The sequence below is a fragment of the Thermodesulfatator atlanticus DSM 21156 genome, from assembly GCF_000421585.1.
Taxonomy (GTDB): domain Bacteria; phylum Desulfobacterota; class Thermodesulfobacteria; order Thermodesulfobacteriales; family Thermodesulfatatoraceae; genus Thermodesulfatator; species Thermodesulfatator atlanticus.
Genome location: NZ_ATXH01000013.1, coordinates 46,437 through 65,652, shown reverse-complemented (window position 1 = coordinate 65,652; position 19,216 = coordinate 46,437). Strand labels below are relative to the sequence as shown.

General features: G+C 46.9%; 19 protein-coding genes and 1 tRNA gene. All 20 read left to right on the top strand.

The features are described from left to right. Positions 1 to 160: 160 nt before the first annotated feature. Positions 161 to 1,555, top strand: a complete 1,395-nt coding sequence (locus H528_RS0106755; protein ID WP_157608170.1) for an alginate export family protein — start codon at positions 161 to 163, stop codon at positions 1,553 to 1,555. Positions 1,556 to 1,813: 258 nt separating this feature from the next. Beyond that, positions 1,814 to 2,551: a DUF8196 domain-containing protein gene (locus H528_RS0106750; RefSeq protein WP_022853575.1), complete on the top strand. Its 738-nt coding sequence runs from the start codon at positions 1,814 to 1,816 to the stop codon at positions 2,549 to 2,551. 179 nt (positions 2,552 to 2,730) lie between these two features. After that, positions 2,731 to 4,326 (top strand): FG-GAP repeat domain-containing protein, encoded by a 1,596-nt coding sequence (locus H528_RS0106740; protein ID WP_022853573.1) that lies wholly within the window; start codon positions 2,731 to 2,733, stop codon positions 4,324 to 4,326. Positions 4,327 to 4,444: 118 nt separating this feature from the next. After that, positions 4,445 to 4,520: transfer RNA gene (locus H528_RS0106735), tRNA-Thr, on the top strand. Between the two features lie 108 nt (positions 4,521 to 4,628). Then, on the top strand, positions 4,629 to 4,883 hold the full coding sequence (locus H528_RS0106730) for a type II toxin-antitoxin system HicA family toxin (protein ID WP_022853572.1): 255 nt from the start codon (positions 4,629 to 4,631) through the stop codon (positions 4,881 to 4,883). Next, on the top strand, positions 4,865 to 5,068 hold the full coding sequence (locus H528_RS0106725; RefSeq protein ID WP_022853571.1) for a type II toxin-antitoxin system HicB family antitoxin: 204 nt from the start codon (positions 4,865 to 4,867) through the stop codon (positions 5,066 to 5,068). Before H528_RS0106730 ends, H528_RS0106725 begins: the two co-directional genes overlap by 19 nt. A gap of 300 nt (positions 5,069 to 5,368) precedes the next feature. Continuing rightward, positions 5,369 to 7,138, top strand: a complete 1,770-nt coding sequence (locus H528_RS0106720) for a chloride channel protein (RefSeq protein ID WP_022853570.1) — start codon at positions 5,369 to 5,371, stop codon at positions 7,136 to 7,138. Next, positions 7,135 to 8,877, top strand: coding sequence for a chloride channel protein (locus tag H528_RS0106715; protein WP_022853569.1), 1,743 nt, complete (start codon positions 7,135 to 7,137; stop codon positions 8,875 to 8,877). The genes H528_RS0106720 and H528_RS0106715 overlap by 4 nt, the downstream gene beginning before the upstream one ends. A gap of 88 nt (positions 8,878 to 8,965) precedes the next feature. After that, positions 8,966 to 9,952 carry a PhoH family protein gene (locus tag H528_RS0106705; RefSeq protein ID WP_022853567.1) on the top strand — a complete coding sequence of 329 codons (987 nt, stop codon included), beginning with the start codon at positions 8,966 to 8,968 and terminating at the stop codon, positions 9,950 to 9,952. Between the two features lie 2 nt (positions 9,953 to 9,954). After that, the gene (locus H528_RS0106700; protein WP_028845830.1) at positions 9,955 to 10,983 is read left to right on the top strand and encodes a molybdopterin-binding protein; all 1,029 of its coding nucleotides are present in this window, start codon (positions 9,955 to 9,957) and stop codon (positions 10,981 to 10,983) included. 23 nt (positions 10,984 to 11,006) lie between these two features. After that, a complete protein-coding gene (locus H528_RS0106695) occupies positions 11,007 to 11,303 on the top strand; it encodes a YggT family protein (RefSeq protein ID WP_022853565.1) in 297 nt (98 codons plus the stop codon). Positions 11,304 to 11,308: 5 nt separating this feature from the next. Further along, a complete protein-coding gene (locus tag H528_RS0106690) occupies positions 11,309 to 11,758 on the top strand; it encodes a DivIVA domain-containing protein (protein ID WP_022853564.1) in 450 nt (149 codons plus the stop codon). Then, entirely contained in the window at positions 11,758 to 12,042 is a 285-nt protein-coding gene (locus H528_RS0106685) for a DUF167 domain-containing protein (protein WP_022853563.1), read from the top strand. The genes H528_RS0106690 and H528_RS0106685 overlap by 1 nt, the downstream gene beginning before the upstream one ends. Next, the gene (locus H528_RS13025) at positions 12,042 to 12,713 is read left to right on the top strand and encodes an HAD family hydrolase (RefSeq protein ID WP_022853562.1); all 672 of its coding nucleotides are present in this window, start codon (positions 12,042 to 12,044) and stop codon (positions 12,711 to 12,713) included. Before H528_RS0106685 ends, H528_RS13025 begins: the two co-directional genes overlap by 1 nt. Next, positions 12,707 to 13,633 (top strand): NOL1/NOP2/sun family putative RNA methylase, encoded by a 927-nt coding sequence (locus tag H528_RS0106675; protein WP_022853561.1) that lies wholly within the window; start codon positions 12,707 to 12,709, stop codon positions 13,631 to 13,633. The genes H528_RS13025 and H528_RS0106675 overlap by 7 nt, the downstream gene beginning before the upstream one ends. Next, positions 13,634 to 14,107, top strand: a complete 474-nt coding sequence (locus tag H528_RS14055) for a hypothetical protein (RefSeq protein WP_022853560.1) — start codon at positions 13,634 to 13,636, stop codon at positions 14,105 to 14,107. A 504-nt stretch (positions 14,108 to 14,611) separates the two neighbouring features. Next, complete coding sequence (locus H528_RS0106665; protein WP_022853559.1) at positions 14,612 to 15,709, top strand: Coenzyme F420 hydrogenase/dehydrogenase, beta subunit C-terminal domain; 1,098 nt, start codon at positions 14,612 to 14,614, stop codon at positions 15,707 to 15,709. A 23-nt stretch (positions 15,710 to 15,732) separates the two neighbouring features. Further along, positions 15,733 to 17,748, top strand: a complete 2,016-nt coding sequence (locus tag H528_RS13815; protein WP_084677672.1) for a CoB--CoM heterodisulfide reductase iron-sulfur subunit A family protein — start codon at positions 15,733 to 15,735, stop codon at positions 17,746 to 17,748. Between the two features lie 10 nt (positions 17,749 to 17,758). Further along, complete coding sequence (locus H528_RS0106655; RefSeq protein ID WP_022853558.1) at positions 17,759 to 18,280, top strand: 4Fe-4S dicluster domain-containing protein; 522 nt, start codon at positions 17,759 to 17,761, stop codon at positions 18,278 to 18,280. A gap of 15 nt (positions 18,281 to 18,295) precedes the next feature. Next, positions 18,296 to 19,216, top strand: a complete 921-nt coding sequence (locus H528_RS0106650; protein ID WP_022853557.1) for a CoB--CoM heterodisulfide reductase iron-sulfur subunit B family protein — start codon at positions 18,296 to 18,298, stop codon at positions 19,214 to 19,216.

The following is a 19,216-nucleotide window of genomic DNA, read 5'->3' as shown; positions in this document are numbered from 1 at the left end:
GAAATTTTCGGCTGCGCATAATTTATGCGTGGAATGATTGGTGTGAATTTTGTCTCAAAATTTCAACAATTTTTAATTGACAAACGAGTTGCACTTGGCCTATAAATATGGCGAGTTTTTTAGGCAAAAAATTAAAGAAAAAAATAAGGAGGAGGTAGACATGGGTAAGAAGCTTTTGATGGTTTTGGCGGCGTTCTTTTTGTTGTGTAGTGGGGCGTATGCCGTAGATGTCAAGTTCCATGGTACGATGTGGAACCTTATCGGCGCTGGTACCAACAACGACATTTTTACTGTTCATCAGGCCTTTGGGGAAAAAGCGTATTATCTTCCTGCCCAGAATGGAAACGTGAGCGATGTCGATTACTACAATGATACCTACACCGATGAAATTAGCGGTTGGTTCGGTCTCACCAAGGCCCGTTTTCGTGCGGAAGTTGCCACTGACGACGGCATGGCCAAGTTTGTTTGGGGTCAGGAAGTAGGAACCGTGGCCTGGGGTGATGGTAGTGATAACCACGGATTTAGTTACTCTGGCGATGGCAAAAACGTTGAGACCCGTTTCCTTTACACCCAGGTAAGCCTTGATCCCCTTGGGGTACCTGGTTATATCCGCCTTGGTCTTCAGCCCACCAAGATCAACACCTGGGTCTGGACCGAGACAGCTCCTGGGCTTACCTACCACTACAAAGATGACTGCTTGAACCTCATGGCTGGTTTTTACCGCGTAAAGGCTGATAACACCGCTGGTGGTTTGACTGATGGTAGCGAGGCCTGGGTGCTTAAGGCTGATTACAAACTTGACGATGCCACCACCCTTGGCGGTTTCTTCATTTACCACGACATGCAGGATAATGGGTTTAATGACGGCAGTAATATCAATTACTACCCCAAAGACTACTATCTTGGTTTCACCGGTAAGACCACCATCGATCCTGTAATGCTTTCCTGGGATCTTATCTATCTTGGCGGTACTACTGATGTGTATGATACCGGGACAAACACCTGGCTTGATGACATTGATCGCAGCGCCTGGTTTGGCCGTTTGACTGCTGGTTTCAAAGTGAACGACCAGTTCAAGGTCTCTGGTACCGTGGCTTATGCCAGCGGTGATGACGACGTAACTGATAAAGATGCTAAAAACTTCCTTTCCATCGACGTGGACGTGCCCATTGGTATCATCTTCTTCAAAGACAGCATGCTTGCAGACTGCGATATGTTCTTCAGCGAGGCTCCCTATTTCGGTTACAGTGGCGCTATGATTTTCATGGCTGATGGTACCTACCAGATCGACGACAAGAGCAAGGTCCGCGGCGCTGTTATCTGGCACCGTACTGCTAAAGACGTAAAATACTATGACAAAAACGGCAATGAACAGAGCGATAAAGACATGGGTGTGGAACTTGATATGTGGTATGACTACACTTACAACAAGAACGTGAGCTTCCGCGTAGAAGCTGCATACCTTTTTGCTGGGGATGCCTTGAACGCCTTTGCCAGCGACAAAGATGCTGACGATGTCTTCTATGCTGGCGCTGGTGTGAAGTTTAAGTTCTAAGCTTACTACGCTTAAGAGACTCTTAAAGGGGGGGCCTTTAGGCCCCCCTTTTTTCATTTCGACCCATGGATGCTTCGGTCGCTTCGCTTCCTCAGCATGACAGTGGAAGTTTGTTTACTTGCGCGAATGAAGGATCCTTTGTTGAAATGCTCGGAGGATACAAGGGAAGGCGGCTACTTAACCGCAAATTGAAAAAAATTATAAATTAACTTACAATTTGAGAAGCAACTCTCCAAAAATGATTGGTGGCTAAACAAAATGCCTGTAAGCGTTTCTCTTATCCGTAAAATCAGCGAAGTTGAGCCCCCTTTAAGGGAAGTGTTGCTTTCCATCCTGGAGGAGATAGAAAAGCAGCGCTCCCAAATGGGAGATCAGGTCACTAAAACCGAATTCAACGAACTAAAAGAAATCGTTCGTGATCTTAGCAACCATGTAAAAGAACTTGCCGAGGCGCAAAAGCGTAGTGAAGAGCGCCTAAGTCGTCTAGAACAGGTGGTCGCTGAGCTAGCTGAGGCTCAAAAGCGCACGGAAGAACGCCTAAACGAACTTGCTGAGGCCCAGAAACGTACCGAACATGAAATTGCCAAGCTTGCTCGTGGGCTTCAGCGCACCAGAAGAGAACTTGGCGGCCTTTCTCGCACCGTGGCCTATGCCCTTGAAAACGAGGCTTATAGGCATCTTCCGTCCTTCCTTAAGGAAAAACTTGGTCTGGAAGTCTCGGAAAAGATAATCCGTACCTACGTGGCTGACGAAGAGATAAATATCTTCGCCAAGGCTCGCCAAAACGGAAAAGAAGTCCTCCTGGTTGGTGAAGCTGTCCTTAAGCTGGATGACCCGGCTAAACTCAAGCAGCTTTGGAAAAAGATAGAGATCGTAAAAGAAGAAATCGGTGGCGAAGTGGTTCCTATTATTGTCACTCATTTTGCTAAACCAAACGTCCTTGAACGGGCTAAGAAGGCTGGTATCATCGTAGTGCAAAGTTTTGAATGGATTTAAGAGCCACAGACGAAGAGCATGTCCTGACCTGAATACCTGAGCCCCAGAAAAAAAAGCAAAAGGTCTGTTAATCATTCTTTGCCTAGTCGGGTATTCACGCCCTTAACAAAAATTTCTCTTTGCCAAAGTGGGAGTTTTGGCCTAAATTGAGCGGCAAAACCCTTCTGGGGAGGCCTTTTATGAAAGGAAAACATGTACTTTTTTTTATGCTCTTGTTTTTTTTCCTCTGCTTGCCGAGTTCCTATGCAACTCCAACTTTTGAGCAGATATTTAATGATTTAAAGCCGTTTTCTGCAAGAGTCATCGTCGAGCAGGGGGCCTTTTATTTAAATGTCGGGCAAAACAAAGGGATAAAACCCGGGGAATGGTGGCGCATTTATAGAGAAGGCCCCCGAATAGTAGATCCTGTTACCGGAAAAGTCCTCGGTGCTAAAGAGAATCCTGTCGCGGTAGCCCAGGTGGTCAAAGTTTTTGATAATTTTTCCGAGCTAAAAGTCTTTTGTCTTAAGCCCGGGTGTGCTGTGGCCAATGCTACTCTTGCCAAGCGTTTTGATGGATTTAAGTCATATTTTTATGACCTATCTGGAAAGGGACTTCCTTTTTATGAGCGGCTTAAAGCTGGCCTTATCAATCTTTCCTGGGAGCCCTACCAGCAGGTTTCAAGTCGCAAGGCCATCTCGCAGCCTTCGCAAGCCTTGGTCTTTGTTGCTGATAAAAACTTTTTGTATGTTTATAGCGATGGCCACACGCTTGGTGTATATGCCCTTGGCTCTTTGCGTCCCACTTATGCGCCAGCTTATAATCGTTATGCCAAACCATACCAGCTGGTTGGCCGCCTGGGCGAGATTGTTTATCACCTGGAAGTCCAGCGCTTTGGCCCTTATTTTTACATCGCCTCTTTGACTAAAAAGGCCATTGAGCTTCAGCGCCTGAGAGGCCCGGAACATTACACGTACAAATACAAAGGTTTTGGAGATTTGATTCATTTCTCAGTGGGTAAAGATGGCCTGATAGCCCTCAACATCTTTGACGGCAAAAAGGTCATTTCCCGGATAATTCGTTTTAGCAATGGAAATTTTTACAGAGTTACCAAGGATTCAAGTTACATCTTGCGTTTTTTTGATTTCGATGGAGACGGAATCAAAGAGACGCTTCTTGGCCAGAACTTTGATAACGAGGATTTCTTCGGCACTGGGGTTTTTATCTTAAAGATAGACGGCGAAAGACTTAAAAAGCTTTCAAGCCTTAAGGTGCCGCGTAACTTTCAGATTTTTGGATCATTTTTTGCGGACTTAAACCGGGATGGTAAACGCGAAGTTGGCTTTTTTAATCCCGGGCGCAAACTAGTGCTTTATCAAGAGCGAAAACGCCTCTGGACTTCTAACGTTAAATTCGGCGGCGGCATTCAGTATGTCTATCTCGATCAGCCTGAACCAGAGATCCAGACCCCGAACAAAATAATGATTTGGCCTAATCCGGAGATCGTAAATTGGCAGGGTTGGCCACGGGTGTTTTTACCTTTTAACGAATACGATATCTTGGGCGGGCTTTTCTCTGGCCCAAAACGCTCTACCATAGCGGTCCTTTATCTTACCAGGGAGGGATACCAGTTATTTTTCTGGCGTCATACTTTCCCAGGGGCAGTGCAGGCTGTTTTTTCTAATGGTAAGGAAATATATTTTGTTGTAGTTTCAGGGGACTTTTTCAAAGGCGAAGGTCAGACGAAAATTTATAAAGTTCCCATACCGCAGTTTATGCAGGAACTGAATTACTAAGCTTGAAACAACCTTTGTGGGGTGCTAAATATTTTTGTTGCTGGGAGCATTTTTTAGTTGATCAAGCTCTCAGGGATCCTTGACGATATCGGGTGTTTAATGTCCGCATTAAATCTTAGCCGGCGTAGCTCAGCTGGTAGAGCAGCGGATTCGTAATCCGCAGGTCAGGGGTTCAAGTCCCCTCGCCGGCTCCAGCCTTTCCTTTAAACTGCTTGTTTTTTCATGTTAAATATGAAGAGACAGTGAGGGATCTCCTACGTAAGTATGGCCGGGAAGTGCCAGAAGACCAGGGGGACTCTTAAGTGTCTTCCAAATGGAAGAGGCTTGAAAGGCTTAAACGCAATCCGAAAAACGTAAAGTTTCGGGATCTTGTGTCCCTTCTCAAGGCTTTTGGTTTCTCTCTTGAAAGGGTAACCGGGAGCCACCACATTTTTACACATCCCAAATGGAATGGTATCCTGAATATCCAGGACCGAGGTGGAGAAGCTAAACCCTACCAGGTGCGTCAGGCAATAAAAGCCATCGAGGAGGTTTGCAAATGCACCGATACCCTATAATCATCTTCTTTAGCGAAGAGGATAATTGCTATGTGGCCGAAGCTCCTGATCTTAAGGGGTGTTCTGCTGTGGGAGATACTCCGGAAGAGGCTCTGAAAGAAATCCAGGTTGCCATAAAAAACTGGCTGGAGATTGCTAAAGAAAAAGGCATCTCCATTCCCAAACCTTCTCGCCGAGCGGCTTAAAAAAGCCGCTTAAGACAAAGCCCCACGAGACACCCTGCCACATGGAGTCTCCTGTTCCCGTTTCGGCTAACTTTCGGGTATTTTCGGGCCTTGGTCAATAAAACGTAGAAATCGAAGCTTTTTATTTCGAGGGAACGTTTTTACCCAAAAATCCCGAAAGATCACTCTGACGTAAAAGTCGCTTTTTATGGAGGGTGTGAGTGAGTTCGCCACGTTGGCCCTTACGGCCTTGAAACTTCTTGCTACTGCTGTGGATTTCGTTATATAAGGATTTAGATCCTATTGAAAAGGTGGAAGTCTTTGGAAAGGCGGCATTTATGGCTCCTTTTAGATACCGTTTTAATGGGCTTTGTCGGCGCTATTGCCGCCTATGTGTTTGCACATCTCGTTAATCTTGGCCAGGAGATTTTTCTTCACCACCTGGCTCAATACAAGCCTCCAGGCCTTCCTACCGAGGGTGGAAGCACCGAAGAATGGATTGGTCCTTATGGTCTTTTGTTGATTCCCTTTGTCACCACCTTGGGAGGCCTTTTAGCAGGGCTTGTAGTTTATCTTTTTGCTCCTGAAGCCAAGGGTCATGGTACTGATGCGGCCATCAGGGCCTTTCATTTTGAAGAAGGGCGGGTGCGGCCACAGGTGCCCTTTGTTAAGATGATTGCCTCTGCGATAACCCTTGGCTCAGGTGGTTCGGCAGGTCGCGAAGGCCCTACCGCTCAAATTGGTTCTGGGATCGGGGCTATTTACGCCCAGCTTACCAACCGCCCGCCCCATGAGAGGCGCCTTCTATTGCTTATGGGGATGGCAGCGGGGCTTTCGGCCATTTTCCGTTCTCCTATAGGGTGTGCTTTTTTTGCTATTGAAGTGCTTTATAGCCAGATAGAGTTTGAGTCTCGGGCGCTTCTTTATTGTCTAATTTCCGCGGTGGTAGCCTATGCCATTTCAGGTTTTTTTATGGGCTGGGAGCCACTTTTTGTACTTCCTTACGACATAGCTATCAAAGAAGCTCATGAATACGTCTTTTTTGCGGTGTTGGGGCTTTTTAGCGGGATTATGGCTGCTTTTTTGCCAGTTATTTTTGGAACCATCCACCATTCCTTTGAGAAAATGCCTCTTCCGCCGTATTTAAAGCCCGCTTTGGGGGGGCTTCTTTTGGGGATTATTGCCCTTTTTCTGCCACAGGTTCTAGGCATTGGTTACGGATGGCTTCAGCGGGCTATAGATGGCGAGATCCCAGGAGACACCATGCTCCTTCTTTCGCTGGCCAAGGCTCTCGCGTTTTCTCTTACCGTGGGCTCAGGCGGCTCAGGAGGAGACTTTGCCCCAAGCCTTTTTGTAGGCGGAATGCTTGGGGGCTTTGTGGCAAGCCTTTTTGGCCAGGCGCCAGCGGCATACGTAGTAGTGGGGATGGCTTCGGTTTTTGGCGCTGCAGCGCGTGCTCCCATTGCTAACAGCTTGATCGTGGTGGAGATAACCGGAGGGTTCCAGCTCCTTCCAGCAGCAGCTTTGTCGGTGATGCTGGCCTATCTTATTCAAACCTATCTTTCGCGCTTTTTACCTTATAAAAGCCTTTATGAGTCCCAGGTGCCAAGCCCGGTGCATTCGCCTGCGCACAGGGGTGAGTTTTTTACCGATGTACTGGCAGGCATCAAAGTAAAAGACATTTTCAAGCCCCAGAAGGTCTGGGCTGTGGTCCCTGAAGACATGACCTTCAGGCAATTTCTTGATCTTTTTGGCCGCACAGAACAGCATTATTTTCCGGTGGTGGATAAAGAAGGCAATCTCGTTGGTATCTTTTCCATAAATGACATCAGGCCTTTCATTTTTAATGAGGACATTAAAGACATTCTTCTCATTAAAGACATTGCCCGCAGGGATGTTATCACTACCTCGCCTTCTGAGGACATCAATACGGTGATGCGCAAGTTCACCATAAGAAACATAGACCAGCTTCCGGTGGTAGCTGACGATGATCCTAAAAGATTTCTGGGGATGATTAGCCGCAGGGAGGTAATAGACTTTTACAACCGCCGCTTAAACGAACTTAAAAGACAAACCGAGACCGGGCCTTGAAAAGAGAACACACACGCCTAATCATTGATTCCCTCTTTTTGGGAGTTGTAGGCTTTTTAGCTGCTCAGGTTTTTACTTTTTTAGTGGATCAAGCGCAGCATCTCTTCCTGATAAATCTTGTGGGCTACGAACCCGGAAAGGTTTTATCAGAGACCGCGCGTTATCTTATCCCGCTTTCCACCACCCTGGGAGGGCTGCTTTCTGGTCTAATTGTTTACAGCCTAGCTCCTGAGGCAGAAGGTCACGGCACAGATGCTGCTATCAAGGCGTACCATTATGAAGACGGTTATATCAGGCCCAGGGTACCTTTTGTGAAAATGATTGCCTCGGCCATTACCATTGGCTCAGGGGGCTCAGCTGGCCGAGAAGGCCCCGTAGTCCAGATAAGTGCTGGCATTGCCTCGCTTTACGCCACCCTTACTAAGCGTTCAGTCCCTGAGCGGCGTCTTCTCTTGCTGGTAGGTATGGCGGCAGGGCTTGGGGCGGTTTTTCGTTCCCCTATTGGCGCGGCCATGTTTGCCATTGGCATCCTCTATAGTGAAATGGACATTGAATCCCATACCGTGCTCTTTTGTTTGTTGGGCTCTGTCACCGGCTACGTGCTAAACGGCATATTTGTTACCTGGGAGCCGCTTTTTCATGTTCCGGATATAAGCGTCACCAGGCCTGATCAATATCTCTTTTTTGCAAGCTTAGGGGTGTGTTCAGGAATTATAGCCATCATTTTGCCAGAGGCCTTTTACCGCATAAGGGATTTTTTCAAAGGCCTTAAGTTTCCCCAGATTTTAAAACCGGCCCTAGGCGGCTTAGGCGTAGGGCTTTTGGCCGTAGCTTTTCCTCAGGTCTTGGGAGGGGGCTATCCCTGGATTCAGGCGGCTATTGATGGAAGTCTTCCGGCAAAGCTTATGCTGGTGCTCATTTTTGCCAAAATTTTGGCCCTAGGGCTTACCGTGGGCTCAGGTGGCTCTGGCGGAGTCTATGCGCCAAGTCTTTTCGTAGGGGCCATGTTAGGTGCCTTGCTTGCTTACTGTTTTCAGGAACCCCCTGCGCCTTACGTGGTAGTAGGCATGCTTTCGGTTTTTGGCGCAGCAGCGCGCGTTCCTCTGGCGACCCTCTTTATGGTTATTGAGATGACTGGAGCCTTTCACATGCTTGGGGCCGCCGCCCTTTCGGTCATTATGGCTTATTTCGTACAGAAATTCTTTTCAAGTGCCTTCCGCTATCAAAGTCTTTACGAGTGGCAGGTTCCCACCAAGTTTGATTCTCCTGCTCATCGCGGAGAATTTTTTCTGGATGTTCTGGCTGAGGCCAAGGTGAAAGACGTTTTTGATCCGAAGCGGAAAAAATGGCTCGTGTTCCCAGAAAGCATGCCTTTTCGGGAGTTTGTAAAGGTATTTTTCGAAACAGAACAGCACTATTTCCCCGTGGTAAATGAAGAAGGAAAACTGGTTGGCATTTTTTCTTTGAACGATATTCGGGAAATACTTAAGCAACCAGAAGCCTGGGATCTTCTTACCATAAAAGATGTTGCCAGATACGATATTATCACCACGCATCCTTCAGAAGACATTCACACCGCCTTTCGCAAGTTTACTGTCCGCAACATTGACGCTCTTCCAGTGGTTTCAGATGATGATCCCCGGGAATTTTTGGGGATGCTTGGCCGTCGTGAAGTCATAGATTTTTACAACCGCAGGCTTGAAGAGCTAAAAAAGCAAAAAGCCCCTATCCGGGTATAGGGCCACTTGGGCAAGGGCCAAAAGATGGTTATACTTTTAGCGAAAAAAATCAAAAAATTTAATGAAGTGAAAGATTATGAAGGAAAAAATGGCTAGAACACCCGAAGTAATTACTTTACAGCGTACCTTTGAAGACAATGCCCTGGCGCGTTGGCTTTACGGCGAAAAGGGCGCACACTTAAAAACGATAGAAAGGGCCTTTAACGTGCATATCCAGGTGCGTGGCAACGAAATGCACATTACTGGTGAGCGCCTGGATACCGAGCTTGCCGACCGTACCTGTGAACAACTTTACGGGCTTCTTAAAGCGGGCTATACGCTTTATCCGAGTGACGTAGAGTATGCCACGCGCATTATTAGCCAGAACCCGCTCATTAACTTGAAAGACATATTCCTTGAGACGGTCTTTGTAAGTTCAGGGCGCAAGGTCATAACCCCCAAGACCCTTAACCAGAAAATTTACATTGACGCCATCAGGAACCACGATATCGTCTTTGGGGTAGGCCCTGCGGGGACAGGCAAAACCTATCTTGCCATGGCCATGGCCATTTCTTATTTCATGCGCGGAGAGATCCAGCGTATTATCCTGGTGCGCCCGGCAGTGGAAGCAGGAGAAAAACTCGGCTTCCTCCCAGGAGACATGGTAGAAAAGGTAAATCCTTACCTGCGTCCGCTTTATGATGCCTTATACGACATGCTCCCTTATGATAAGGCCTCACGCCTTATCCAAAAAGGTGCGATAGAAGTTGCGCCTCTTGCGTTTATGCGTGGGCGCACCCTTAACGAAGCGTTCATCATCCTTGACGAGGCCCAGAATACCACCTCTGAGCAGATGAAGATGTTTCTCACGCGCCTTGGGTTCAGTTCCCGTGCGGTTATCACCGGAGACATTACCCAGATAGACCTTCCTGATGCCCGGAAAAGCGGGCTTATCGAGGCGGTTGAGCTGCTGCAGGGGATAGAAGGCATTGCCTTTGTGTTTTTTGACAAACAGGACGTAGTGCGCCATCCGCTGGTACAGCGTATTATCGAAGCCTACGATAACAAGGCACGCAAAAAAGGATTTACCCAATGAGAGTGAGACGAGTTCCAGTGGAAGAGGCCGTGGGGATGGTTATTCCCCACGACCTTACCGAGATTCGTCCAGGAGAGTTTAAGGGTCCAGCCTTTAAAAAAGGCCACGTGGTGAAGGAAGAAGACATCCCGCGCTTAAAACGTATGGGAAAGGACCACATTTACGCCCTTGAGCTTGAAGAAGGCGAAATCCACGAAGACGAAGCTGCTCTTCGCCTTGCCAATGCCGTGGCAGGCGAAGGGGTTTACCATGACCCAAACATCAAAGAAGGAAAAGTCACTTTTCATGCTGCTTATGAAGGCCTTTTGAAGATAGACACCGAGGCCCTTTATCAGCTCAATCTCCTGGGTGAGATAATGCTTTCCACCAAGCATGATGGCTTTTTTGTGCGTAAGCAGGAAGCCATTGCTGCGGGGCGGGCCATTCCGCTGGTAGTTAAGGGAAAGCTTCTTGATGAAGTCGAAAAAATTTGCGCCTCGCAAAAGATACTTACGGTAAAGCCCCCTACTATTAGGAAAGCCGCCCTTGTTATCACGGGAAACGAAGTCTATTACGGCCGGGTGGAAGACGCCTTTGTCCCGGCGCTTACCCCCAAACTTAAGAAATTTGGCCTGGAGATTCTGGGTGTTAAGTTTTGTCCTGACCAGGAAGATTTCATTACCAAAGCTATTTCGGACATGCTTGCCAGTGGCGCAGAGTTGGTGCTTGTTACCGGGGGCATGTCTGTTGACCCTGACGATGTCTCGCCTAAGGCTATCGCCGCGTTAGGAGTTGATTCCCTGGCTTACGGGAGCCCGGTGCTTCCTGGGGCTATGTTTTTGGTGGCTTATAAAGGGAAGGTGCCTATTTTGGGGATACCTGCCTGTGGCATGTATTTTAAGACCACGGTGCTTGATTTGGTGCTTCCAAGGGTTATCTGTGGCGAAAAAATAACGCGTAAAGAGCTTGCCAAGCTTGGCCACGGAGGGTTTTGTTTTGGGTGTAAGAAGTGCACTTTTCCGGTTTGTCCTTTTGGCCGCGGTGGACTTTAAATTTTTGAATTCGGAGGCGGTAGATGTTTATCTTGTCGAACTTCTTACGGGCGTTGGCACAGGTCATTGACGTTGCGCTTTCTATTTACATGTGGATTATCATTATCAGGGCGCTTCTTTCCTGGGTGAATCCTGATCCCTATAATCCCATTGTGAGGTTTCTTTACGGAGCAACTGAACCTGTGCTAGCAAGAATTAGGCGTTTTATCCCACCAATGGGAGGCATTGATCTTTCTCCTTTGATTGCCATTTTGGTAATTATGTTTTTAAAACAATTTTTGGTGCCGTCTCTTTATGACCTTGCTTACGCTTTGAGGTGATTTCTATGGATCTTACCCCTATTGATATCCAAGAAAAAAGCTTTTCGTCGTCTCTTTTTGGCTACAATAAAGGCGAGGTAGAAGAATTTTTGGAAGAAATAGCTGAAGCCTTTAAAGAGCTTCAGCGGGAAAATAACGCCTTAAAAGACGAAGTGTCAAAACTTAAAAAAGAGTTAGAACGACTTACACGCGAAGAAAAGCATATCAAAGAGGCCCTGCTTAAAGCGGAAAACCTGGCAGAGAGCATAAAAAAAGAGGCAGAAGCTGAGGCCAAGGCCTTTTTGCTTGAGGCTCGGGAAGAAGCTGACCGCTTAATTAAAGATGCCAAAGACAAACGGGATGAAATCCTTTTTGAGATAGAAACCCTTAAAAACGAGCGTGAAAAAATGCTTATAGAGCTCAAGACCTTTCTTAAGACCTGGGAGGAATACCTGGAACGGGCTTTTAAAGACTAATGCTTAAGCCTTATAAAGACGGCTTTGCTTTGGATGTTTATCTTCAGCCCAAGGCCAGCAAGGATGAGATAATAGGTCCATACCAAGAGGCCTTAAAAATAAAATTAAAAGCTCCCCCGGTTGAAGGTAAAGCCAATAAGGCCCTTATTTCCTTTCTTGCCAAGAGACTTTCTCTTTCCAAAAACCACCTAAAAATAATTTCTGGTCTTACCTCTCGGCGCAAAAGAATTTATATTGAAGGTCTCACCAAAGAAGAAATTTTTAAAAGACTTGGTATTTCGTGATGGAGCTCAAAGAAAAAGAAGCGATTCTGTTTGATATGGACGGTGTGGTTTTAGACAGCATGCCCTGGCATGTTAGGGCATGGCAGGAGGCCTTCCGTGAGTTTGGCTTAAACGTCCCTGAAGAGGCCCTCTACCTTCACGAAGGCGCTATTGAAGCTGAGACTTCGCGCAAAATTTTTGAAGACCAGGGTGTTTCCCCCACAGATGAACTTTTCCAGGCAGTGCTTAAACGTCAGCGTGAGCTTTTCCGCAAGAAATATCAGGCCTTTGTCAGGCCTTTTCCGGAGATCCCTGATCTTCTTTCTGATTTGAGGCGTGAAGGAAAAAGGCTTGCTTTAGTTACGAGCTCTCACGAAGAAATTTTGCGAGATATTTTGCCGCAGGCGCTTCTTAGGCTTTTTCATTTTGTGCTTACCGGAGACAGAGTCAAGCGGCGCAAACCGCATCCTGAGCCCTATCTTTTGGCAAGTCAAACCCTTGGGGTCCCTAAGCCCTTGGCCGCGGCGGTGGAAAATGCTCCAGCAGGGATAAAAAGCGCCAAAGGTGCAGGGCTTACTTGTATTGCACTCACCACTACACTTTCTCCTGAACATCTAAGAGAAGCAGATATCATCATCCCTTCACACGAAGAGCTAAGAAGGCTGTTTAAGAACGGAAAATCAGGATGTTAAGCCTTAATGAAGCAAGGACTTATTTTGAGCGTTATCAGGATCTTATTCCTGATTTTGAAGGCTTTTTAGCCCATCTTAAGGAACCTTTGCCCCTTTATTTTCGTATTAACGAGCTTAAGTGCCCAAGGCCTCAAATAGTCCTTGATGGCCTTGCTCGCCAGGGGGTAAAGGCCGAGCCCGTGCCGGGATTTCCTGGTTTTTATAGGGCTGAGCCAAGGGATTTCCCCTTGGGAAGTACTGAGGAATACTATCTCGGCTATATCTATCCTATGACCATAAGCAGCGCCCTTCCGGTCTTTGCCCTTGAGCCAGAGCCTGGAGAATACATTCTTGACATGTGCGCTGCCCCTGGAAGTAAAACCACTCAAATAGCCCAGGCTTCTCAGGACAGGGCCATCATTGTGGCCAATGACCGCCGCCTTGACAGGCTTACAGCGCTGGTGGCCAATCTTAAGCGCTTAGGTGTGGCCTGTGTCATGACTACCCTTTATCGTGGGGAGCAGTTTCCCTTTGGAGTGCCCTTTGACAAGGTTTTGGTGGATGCGCCGTGTTCAGGGGAAGGCCGTTATCGTCAGGGCTATGAAGGTGAGCTTCTTTACCAAAAAGAAGGCCACACCAATTTGCCTGCTATTCAAAAAGGGCTTTTGGTGCGTGCTTTTGACTTGGTAAAAGTAGGTGGTGTGGTGGTGTATTCCACGTGCACGTTTAATCCCGAAGAAAACGAATTAGTGGTGGATTATCTTTTGCGTAAACGCCAGGCAGAGGTTATCCCGTGTGATTATCTCTTACCTCATCATCCCGGCGTAACCGAGTGGGAGGGGAAGATACTTCATCCTTCCCTTAATTACGCGGCGAGATTTTATCCTCATGAGACGAACTCAGTAGGGTTTTTTGTGATCAAACTAAGAAGGCTAGCGTAAATGGCTAAAAAAAGGCGCAAGAAAATCCACAAGGATGCCAAATGGCCCAGGGTGGTGAGTTTTGAAGAGCGCGATGAGGTTCTTTCTTTCTGGGAGGAACGTTTTGGTATTCCGAAAAATGTCTTCGGAGGTTATTTGATTCTTTCTACCTCGAAGAACTATTGGCTTTTTGCAGCACCAGAGGAAATCAAACCTTTTCAAATGCTTAAGGTTCAAACAGTGGGCCTTCTTTTTACCCGCCGTGTTTCCCACTGGTTAAAGCCAACCTCTACGGCCCTTCAGCGCTTTGGACATCATGCCACTAAAAACATCGTAGTGCTCTCTCCCGCTGAGCTTGATCGCCTCCGCCGGGAAAGAAAGATGCCTTTTATCGTGGAACATATCGAAGAAGGCTATGTGATTTTAAAATGCGGGGAGAAGATTTGGGGCTGTGGCCTTTATGCCAAAGGTTCTCTCATAAGTTTTTTACCGTAAGAGACCTTTGCAAAATTACCGAGATCAGGGTTGCAATCCCAAGGGATCCGTTCCCATTTTTCGTCACTTAAAACGGGTACAGATCCCGGAACTCAAAAAGGTGTTTGCAAAGGTCTCTCTAAATTTTTGAAAGATCGACCACTTCGTTTTCAAGCCTAGCTTAAGAAGTCCGTTTCTTATGTGTCATCTTGTTTGCAAACGTAACATTAATTAGACAAGTTGGCTGCAAAAACAAAACTATTAATAAATTTTCGTTTTACTAAAAATTATATTTAGTCTAATTGAACAACAAGTATTTAGGTATACCTGATGCTAAAACTGGCTCTAGCTTAAGTAGTTAATTCTCGTTGAAAGAAATTATGTTTAGGGTTATGTTAAAGCAATTGAAAAAAGGATTTTAAGTCTAATTTATAATTTAGTTCAAGAAACATTAGCTTGACAAAATGTATATTATGATATAAGGCGCATAAGAAAATAATTCACTTTTGGTGATAGGAGTGTTCTATGAAAACATTTGAAAATCTCCTGGAAGAAGTAGTTGGAAAAGGGCTATGTCATAGGTGTGGTGGTTGTGTTTCGGTGTGTACCGCCATTAACTATGGCGCGCTGGGCTTTAATGCTGAGGGCTTTCCCGAATATAAAGACATAGAAAAATGTATTGAATGTGGCATCTGTTATATGGTCTGTCCCGAGGCGGCCTACCAGGAAGACGAGTTCCGTAAGGCTGCTGGCTGGGAGCCGCCCGTAGGGCCTGTACTTGGGGTAAAGGTAGCGCGCGCGATAAGCCCTGAGATCCGCCAGCGTGCCACAGACGGCGGGGTTGTGACGGCACTTTTGGTTCACCTTTTAAAGCGTGGGGTGATTGACGGTGCGGTGGTAGCCAAACGCATTAATCCCTTCTTGGCGGTGCCAGCAGTGGTGACCACTCCTGAAGAAGTTATTGAAGCTGCTGGCTTTTTCCATGATGTTTCGGCAGGAGCCCAGGACTTAAGCCACATTTATTCTACTTTTGCTCCGTCTTTCGAGGGCCTACGTCCCGTTATGGCAGAGAAGCTTCGCAGGGTGGCCATTGTGGGTACTCCCTGCCAGATCCATACCATGCGCAAGATGCAATTTTTTAACCTGGCACCTTCGGAAACCTTCTATATGCTTCTTGGGCTCTTTTGTTCAGGGCACTTCATGTTTGACGAATCTGGCCGCAAAAAACTTGAGGAACTAGGCGGCTTTAAATGGGAGCAAATTGTCAAAATTAATATAAAAGACGCTTTGATTATCAAGCTCGAAAACGGCGAAGAAAAACGTATTCCACTTTCAGAGATAGAAGACCTCAAACGTCCTGCCTGTAAATATTGCGATGATTACGCTGCAGAGTTTGCTGATATTTCTTTTGGCGGGATTGGGGCCCCTGAAGGGTGGACTTCCGTAATTATCAGGACGCCTAAAGCCCGTGGGGCATTTGCTGATGCCCGCAGAAAGACCATCGAAGAATTTCCTCTGGAAGAAGATCCCAAACTTCCTGACAAAGTGCTTGATATTGTCAAGAAGGCTACCGAAGTCAAAAAACAAAAAGCCGAAGAAAACCTCAAAAAATTACACGGATAATAGGGCCTTTAAGGAGGATAAATATGCCAAAGGTTGGAGTTTATGTTTGTTACTGCGGCGAAAATATCGCCGGTGTTGTGGATTGTGAGGAAGTAAGGGCCTTTGCGGAAAAGCTTCCCGGTGTGGCGGTAGCGCGCACCAATCTTTTTATGTGTTCCGATCCTGGCCAGGAAATGATCAAAGAAGACATTCGCAAGGGCTTGGTGGACCGTGTCGTGGTGGCTGCTTGTACCCCTCGAACCCACGAACCCATCTTTCGCAAGGCTCTTGAAGATGCCGGGCTCAATAAGTATCTGATTGAGATGGCCAATATTCGTGACCAGGATTCCTGGGTACATGCCTTTGACAAAGAAGGTGCCACCAAGAAGGCCAAACAATTAGTCGCAAGTGCGGTGGCCAAAGTACTTTATGCTGAGCCCCTTGAGGAGATCGAAGTAGGAGTTAATAAGACCGCGCTTGTTATTGGTGGTGGTGTGGCCGGTATCTTTTCTTCCCTTGAATTAGCCAACATGGGCTATAAGGTCTATCTCGTTGAAAAACAGCCATCTATCGGTGGGGTGATGGCCCAGCTTGACAAAACCTTCCCCACCAACGATTGCTCGGCGTGAATACTCACCCCCGCAATGGTGCAGGTTAGCACCAACCCCAACATCGAACTTCTTACATACTCCGAAGTAGAACACATCGACGGCTTCGTTGGTAACTTCAAAGTAAAAGTCCGCAAAAAACAGACCTGGGTTGACTGGAAAAAGTGTACTGGCTGCGGCGAGTGCATGGAAAAATGTCCGGTCAAGGTTCCTAACGAATTCAACGCCGGCCTTGACCATCGTCCTGCGGTTTATATCCAGTTTCCTCAGGCAGTGCCAAAGAAAGCCGTCATCGATATAGACAACTGCATTAATTGTGCAGGACGCAAGTTCGGCACTGAGCCTAAGATTAGTAAGCGCACCGGCAAACCCATTCTTGCTCCTTGTGAGCGTGCTTGCCCGGCAGGCGCCATTAATCGTAGCCTGGCCCTTGATCCTGAAGGCGAAGTTGTTGAGCTCGACGTGGGAACCATTGTAGTGGCCACGGGCTTTAAGGTCATGGAAAAAGACTGGTTCAAAGAATACGCACCGCATCATCCAGATGTCATGACCGCGCTTCAGTTTGAACGTTTGCTTTCAGCCACTGGGCCTACTGGTGGAAAGCTTGTGCGTCCTTCCACCAATGAAAAGCCAAAGGTTATATCTTTTATCTCCTGTGTTGGTTCACGTGACCACCGCTATCACACTTATTGTTCCCGTGTCTGCTGCATGTACATGATAAAGCAGGCCAAACTTATCAAGGATAAGTACCCTGATATCGACATATACATGCACTTTATGGACGTTAGAACACCAGGCAAAGACTTCGACGAATACTATACTTCTGCAATTGAAAAGGGTATCAATATCGTTCGAGGAAAGCCAGGCGGCATAGAGGTGCTCCCTGATGGTCGCTTGCGGGTAATGGCCTATGATGCCGGCCTTGGCAAAGATGTGGAAGTACAAGCCGACATGGTCATCCTTGCCACGGCTATCGAAGTGCCTGATGATGCTAAAAAACTTGCCCAGACCTTGCATCTCACCATAGATGGTTCTGGGTTCTTTAAAGAGCTTCATCCCAAACTTAAACCAGTTGAAACAGCGGTTGAGGGTATTTATCTAGCAGGATGTTGCCAAGGTCCCAAAGACATTCCAGATACTGTGGCCCAGGCCAAAGGCGCTGCCGCAGCAGCTGCGGTACCCCTTGCGCGTGGAAAGGTTGTCATTGAGCCTACTATTTCTGAGGTTGATCAGGAAAAATGTAGCGGCTGTGGCCTCTGTGTAGCGGTTTGTCCTTATCAGGCCATTACCATGGAACTGGTCAATGATCGTCCGCGTGCCAAAATCAGCGTTACTGCCTGTAAGGGCTGTGGTGTTTGCACCAGCACTTGTCCGTCTGAGGCCATTATTCTCCACGGCTTTACTGATAAGCAGATTGAGGCCCAAGTTGAGGCCTTAACTATGGCGGTCTAGGAGGAGACAAATGTACGAAGGAGTTGTTGTTTTAAACGAAAAAGATCGCAAACAGGCGATTGAAACCATAGTTAGACTAGGCGGAGAAGGGGTTGTCAGGTGTATCCAGTGTGGCGCCTGCGAATCCATTTGTCCTATGGCCTTAGCAGGCTTTACCCTTAACCCTAAAAAGCTTATCCGCCTTATCCAGACTGGCCACTTGGAAGAAATGATAGAAGACTCTTCCACTTGGGCCTGCCAGGCCTGTAACCGTTGCGTGGAGATTTGTCCGCGCAATGTTAAGCCTTTTGAAGTGGTTTTTGCTTACCGTCGCTATCAGGCTATGGAGCTTGCCTTCTCCACTTCTGCGGTCCAGAGCCAGATGAATCTCTTTGAAAAAGGCCACGCTGTTTACACCGAGGCCTACAAGGAGACAAGGCAGAAAGTTGGCTTGCCGCCAGATCCGCCTACCGCGGCAAGCTATCCTGAAGCAGTTAAGGAGATCCAGACTCTCATTGAAAATAGTCCTATTATGGAATTGGGGTTATTTTAGTTAAGGAGGCTATAAATGAATACCATGGGACTTTTCTTAGGTTGCAATATTCCTTTGAAGCTACCAGATATAGAACAATCCATGAGAAAGGCTTTGCCAGCCTTGGGGATTGATTTGGTTGACCTTGAGGGAGCAAGCTGTTGTCCTTCTTGGGGAACACTTCCCTCTTTTGATCTTCCTACTTGGCTTTCAGTTTCGGCAAGGAATATCACCCTGGCAGAAGAAAAAGGCGTTGATATCGTTACAGGATGTAACAGCTGTTTTGGTATCCTTGCTGAAACAAAGCACATGGTTGAGCACAACGAAGAATACCGCAAAACAGTTCAGGAAAAACTTGCCCTTATCAACCGCCGCTATAAAGGGACTTCTAACGTTTATCACGTGCTCCATGCCCTTTATAAGTTCGTTGGGCCTGAGAAGATCAACGAAAACATCAAATATACTTTGCGTCAGATGACCATAGCTATCCAGGTGGGTTGTCATGCCCTCTGGCCTTCCAAAATTATGGCGGTCAGGGATCCTAATCCCTTTTTCCCCACCATTATGAAAGAGCTTTGCGAAGCCCTTGAGGCAGATGTGCCCCATTACAGCCGTATTGAGGCTTGCTGTGGTATGGGTGGAATGCGCAGCACCAACATGGAAAAGTCTTTGGGGCTTCTTAAAGAAAAGCTAATCTCTATCAAAGAAGAAATAGACGCTGACATGATAGTAGTTGGTTGTTCTTCTTGTTACCTCCAGATGGATGGCGGCCAGAAGATTCTTCGTGATCGCGGGGAAATAGATTTTGAAATACCAGTCTTTTATTACACACAATTATTAGCACTTTGCATGGGCTTTGATCCTAAACAAGTTGCAGCTATTCAAGAAACACCACGTGAAGATATCATCGCTCGGATTCAGAGCGATAAGCGTCTTAAAGAAAAGCAGGAGGGTTAA

Bases quoted from the DNA above. Each gene is read 5' to 3' on its own strand.
- H528_RS0106755 (WP_157608170.1), top strand. From the start codon at position 161: ATGGGTAAGAAGCTTTTGATGGTTTTGGCGGCGTTCTTTTTGTTGTGT.
- H528_RS0106750 (WP_022853575.1), top strand. From the start codon at position 1,814: ATGCCTGTAAGCGTTTCTCTTATCCGTAAAATCAGCGAAGTTGAGCCC.
- H528_RS0106740 (WP_022853573.1), top strand. From the start codon at position 2,731: ATGAAAGGAAAACATGTACTTTTTTTTATGCTCTTGTTTTTTTTCCTC.
- H528_RS0106725 (WP_022853571.1), top strand. From the start codon at position 4,865: ATGCACCGATACCCTATAATCATCTTCTTTAGCGAAGAGGATAATTGC.
- H528_RS0106705 (WP_022853567.1), top strand. From the start codon at position 8,966: ATGGCTAGAACACCCGAAGTAATTACTTTACAGCGTACCTTTGAAGAC.
- H528_RS0106695 (WP_022853565.1), top strand. From the start codon at position 11,007: ATGTTTATCTTGTCGAACTTCTTACGGGCGTTGGCACAGGTCATTGAC.
- H528_RS0106690 (WP_022853564.1), top strand. From the start codon at position 11,309: ATGGATCTTACCCCTATTGATATCCAAGAAAAAAGCTTTTCGTCGTCT.
- H528_RS0106685 (WP_022853563.1), top strand. From the start codon at position 11,758: ATGCTTAAGCCTTATAAAGACGGCTTTGCTTTGGATGTTTATCTTCAG.
- H528_RS13025 (WP_022853562.1), top strand. From the start codon at position 12,042: ATGGAGCTCAAAGAAAAAGAAGCGATTCTGTTTGATATGGACGGTGTG.
- H528_RS0106675 (WP_022853561.1), top strand. From the start codon at position 12,707: ATGTTAAGCCTTAATGAAGCAAGGACTTATTTTGAGCGTTATCAGGAT.
- H528_RS14055 (WP_022853560.1), top strand. From the start codon at position 13,634: ATGGCTAAAAAAAGGCGCAAGAAAATCCACAAGGATGCCAAATGGCCC.
- H528_RS0106665 (WP_022853559.1), top strand. From the start codon at position 14,612: ATGAAAACATTTGAAAATCTCCTGGAAGAAGTAGTTGGAAAAGGGCTA.
- H528_RS0106655 (WP_022853558.1), top strand. From the start codon at position 17,759: ATGTACGAAGGAGTTGTTGTTTTAAACGAAAAAGATCGCAAACAGGCG.
- H528_RS0106650 (WP_022853557.1), top strand. From the start codon at position 18,296: ATGAATACCATGGGACTTTTCTTAGGTTGCAATATTCCTTTGAAGCTA.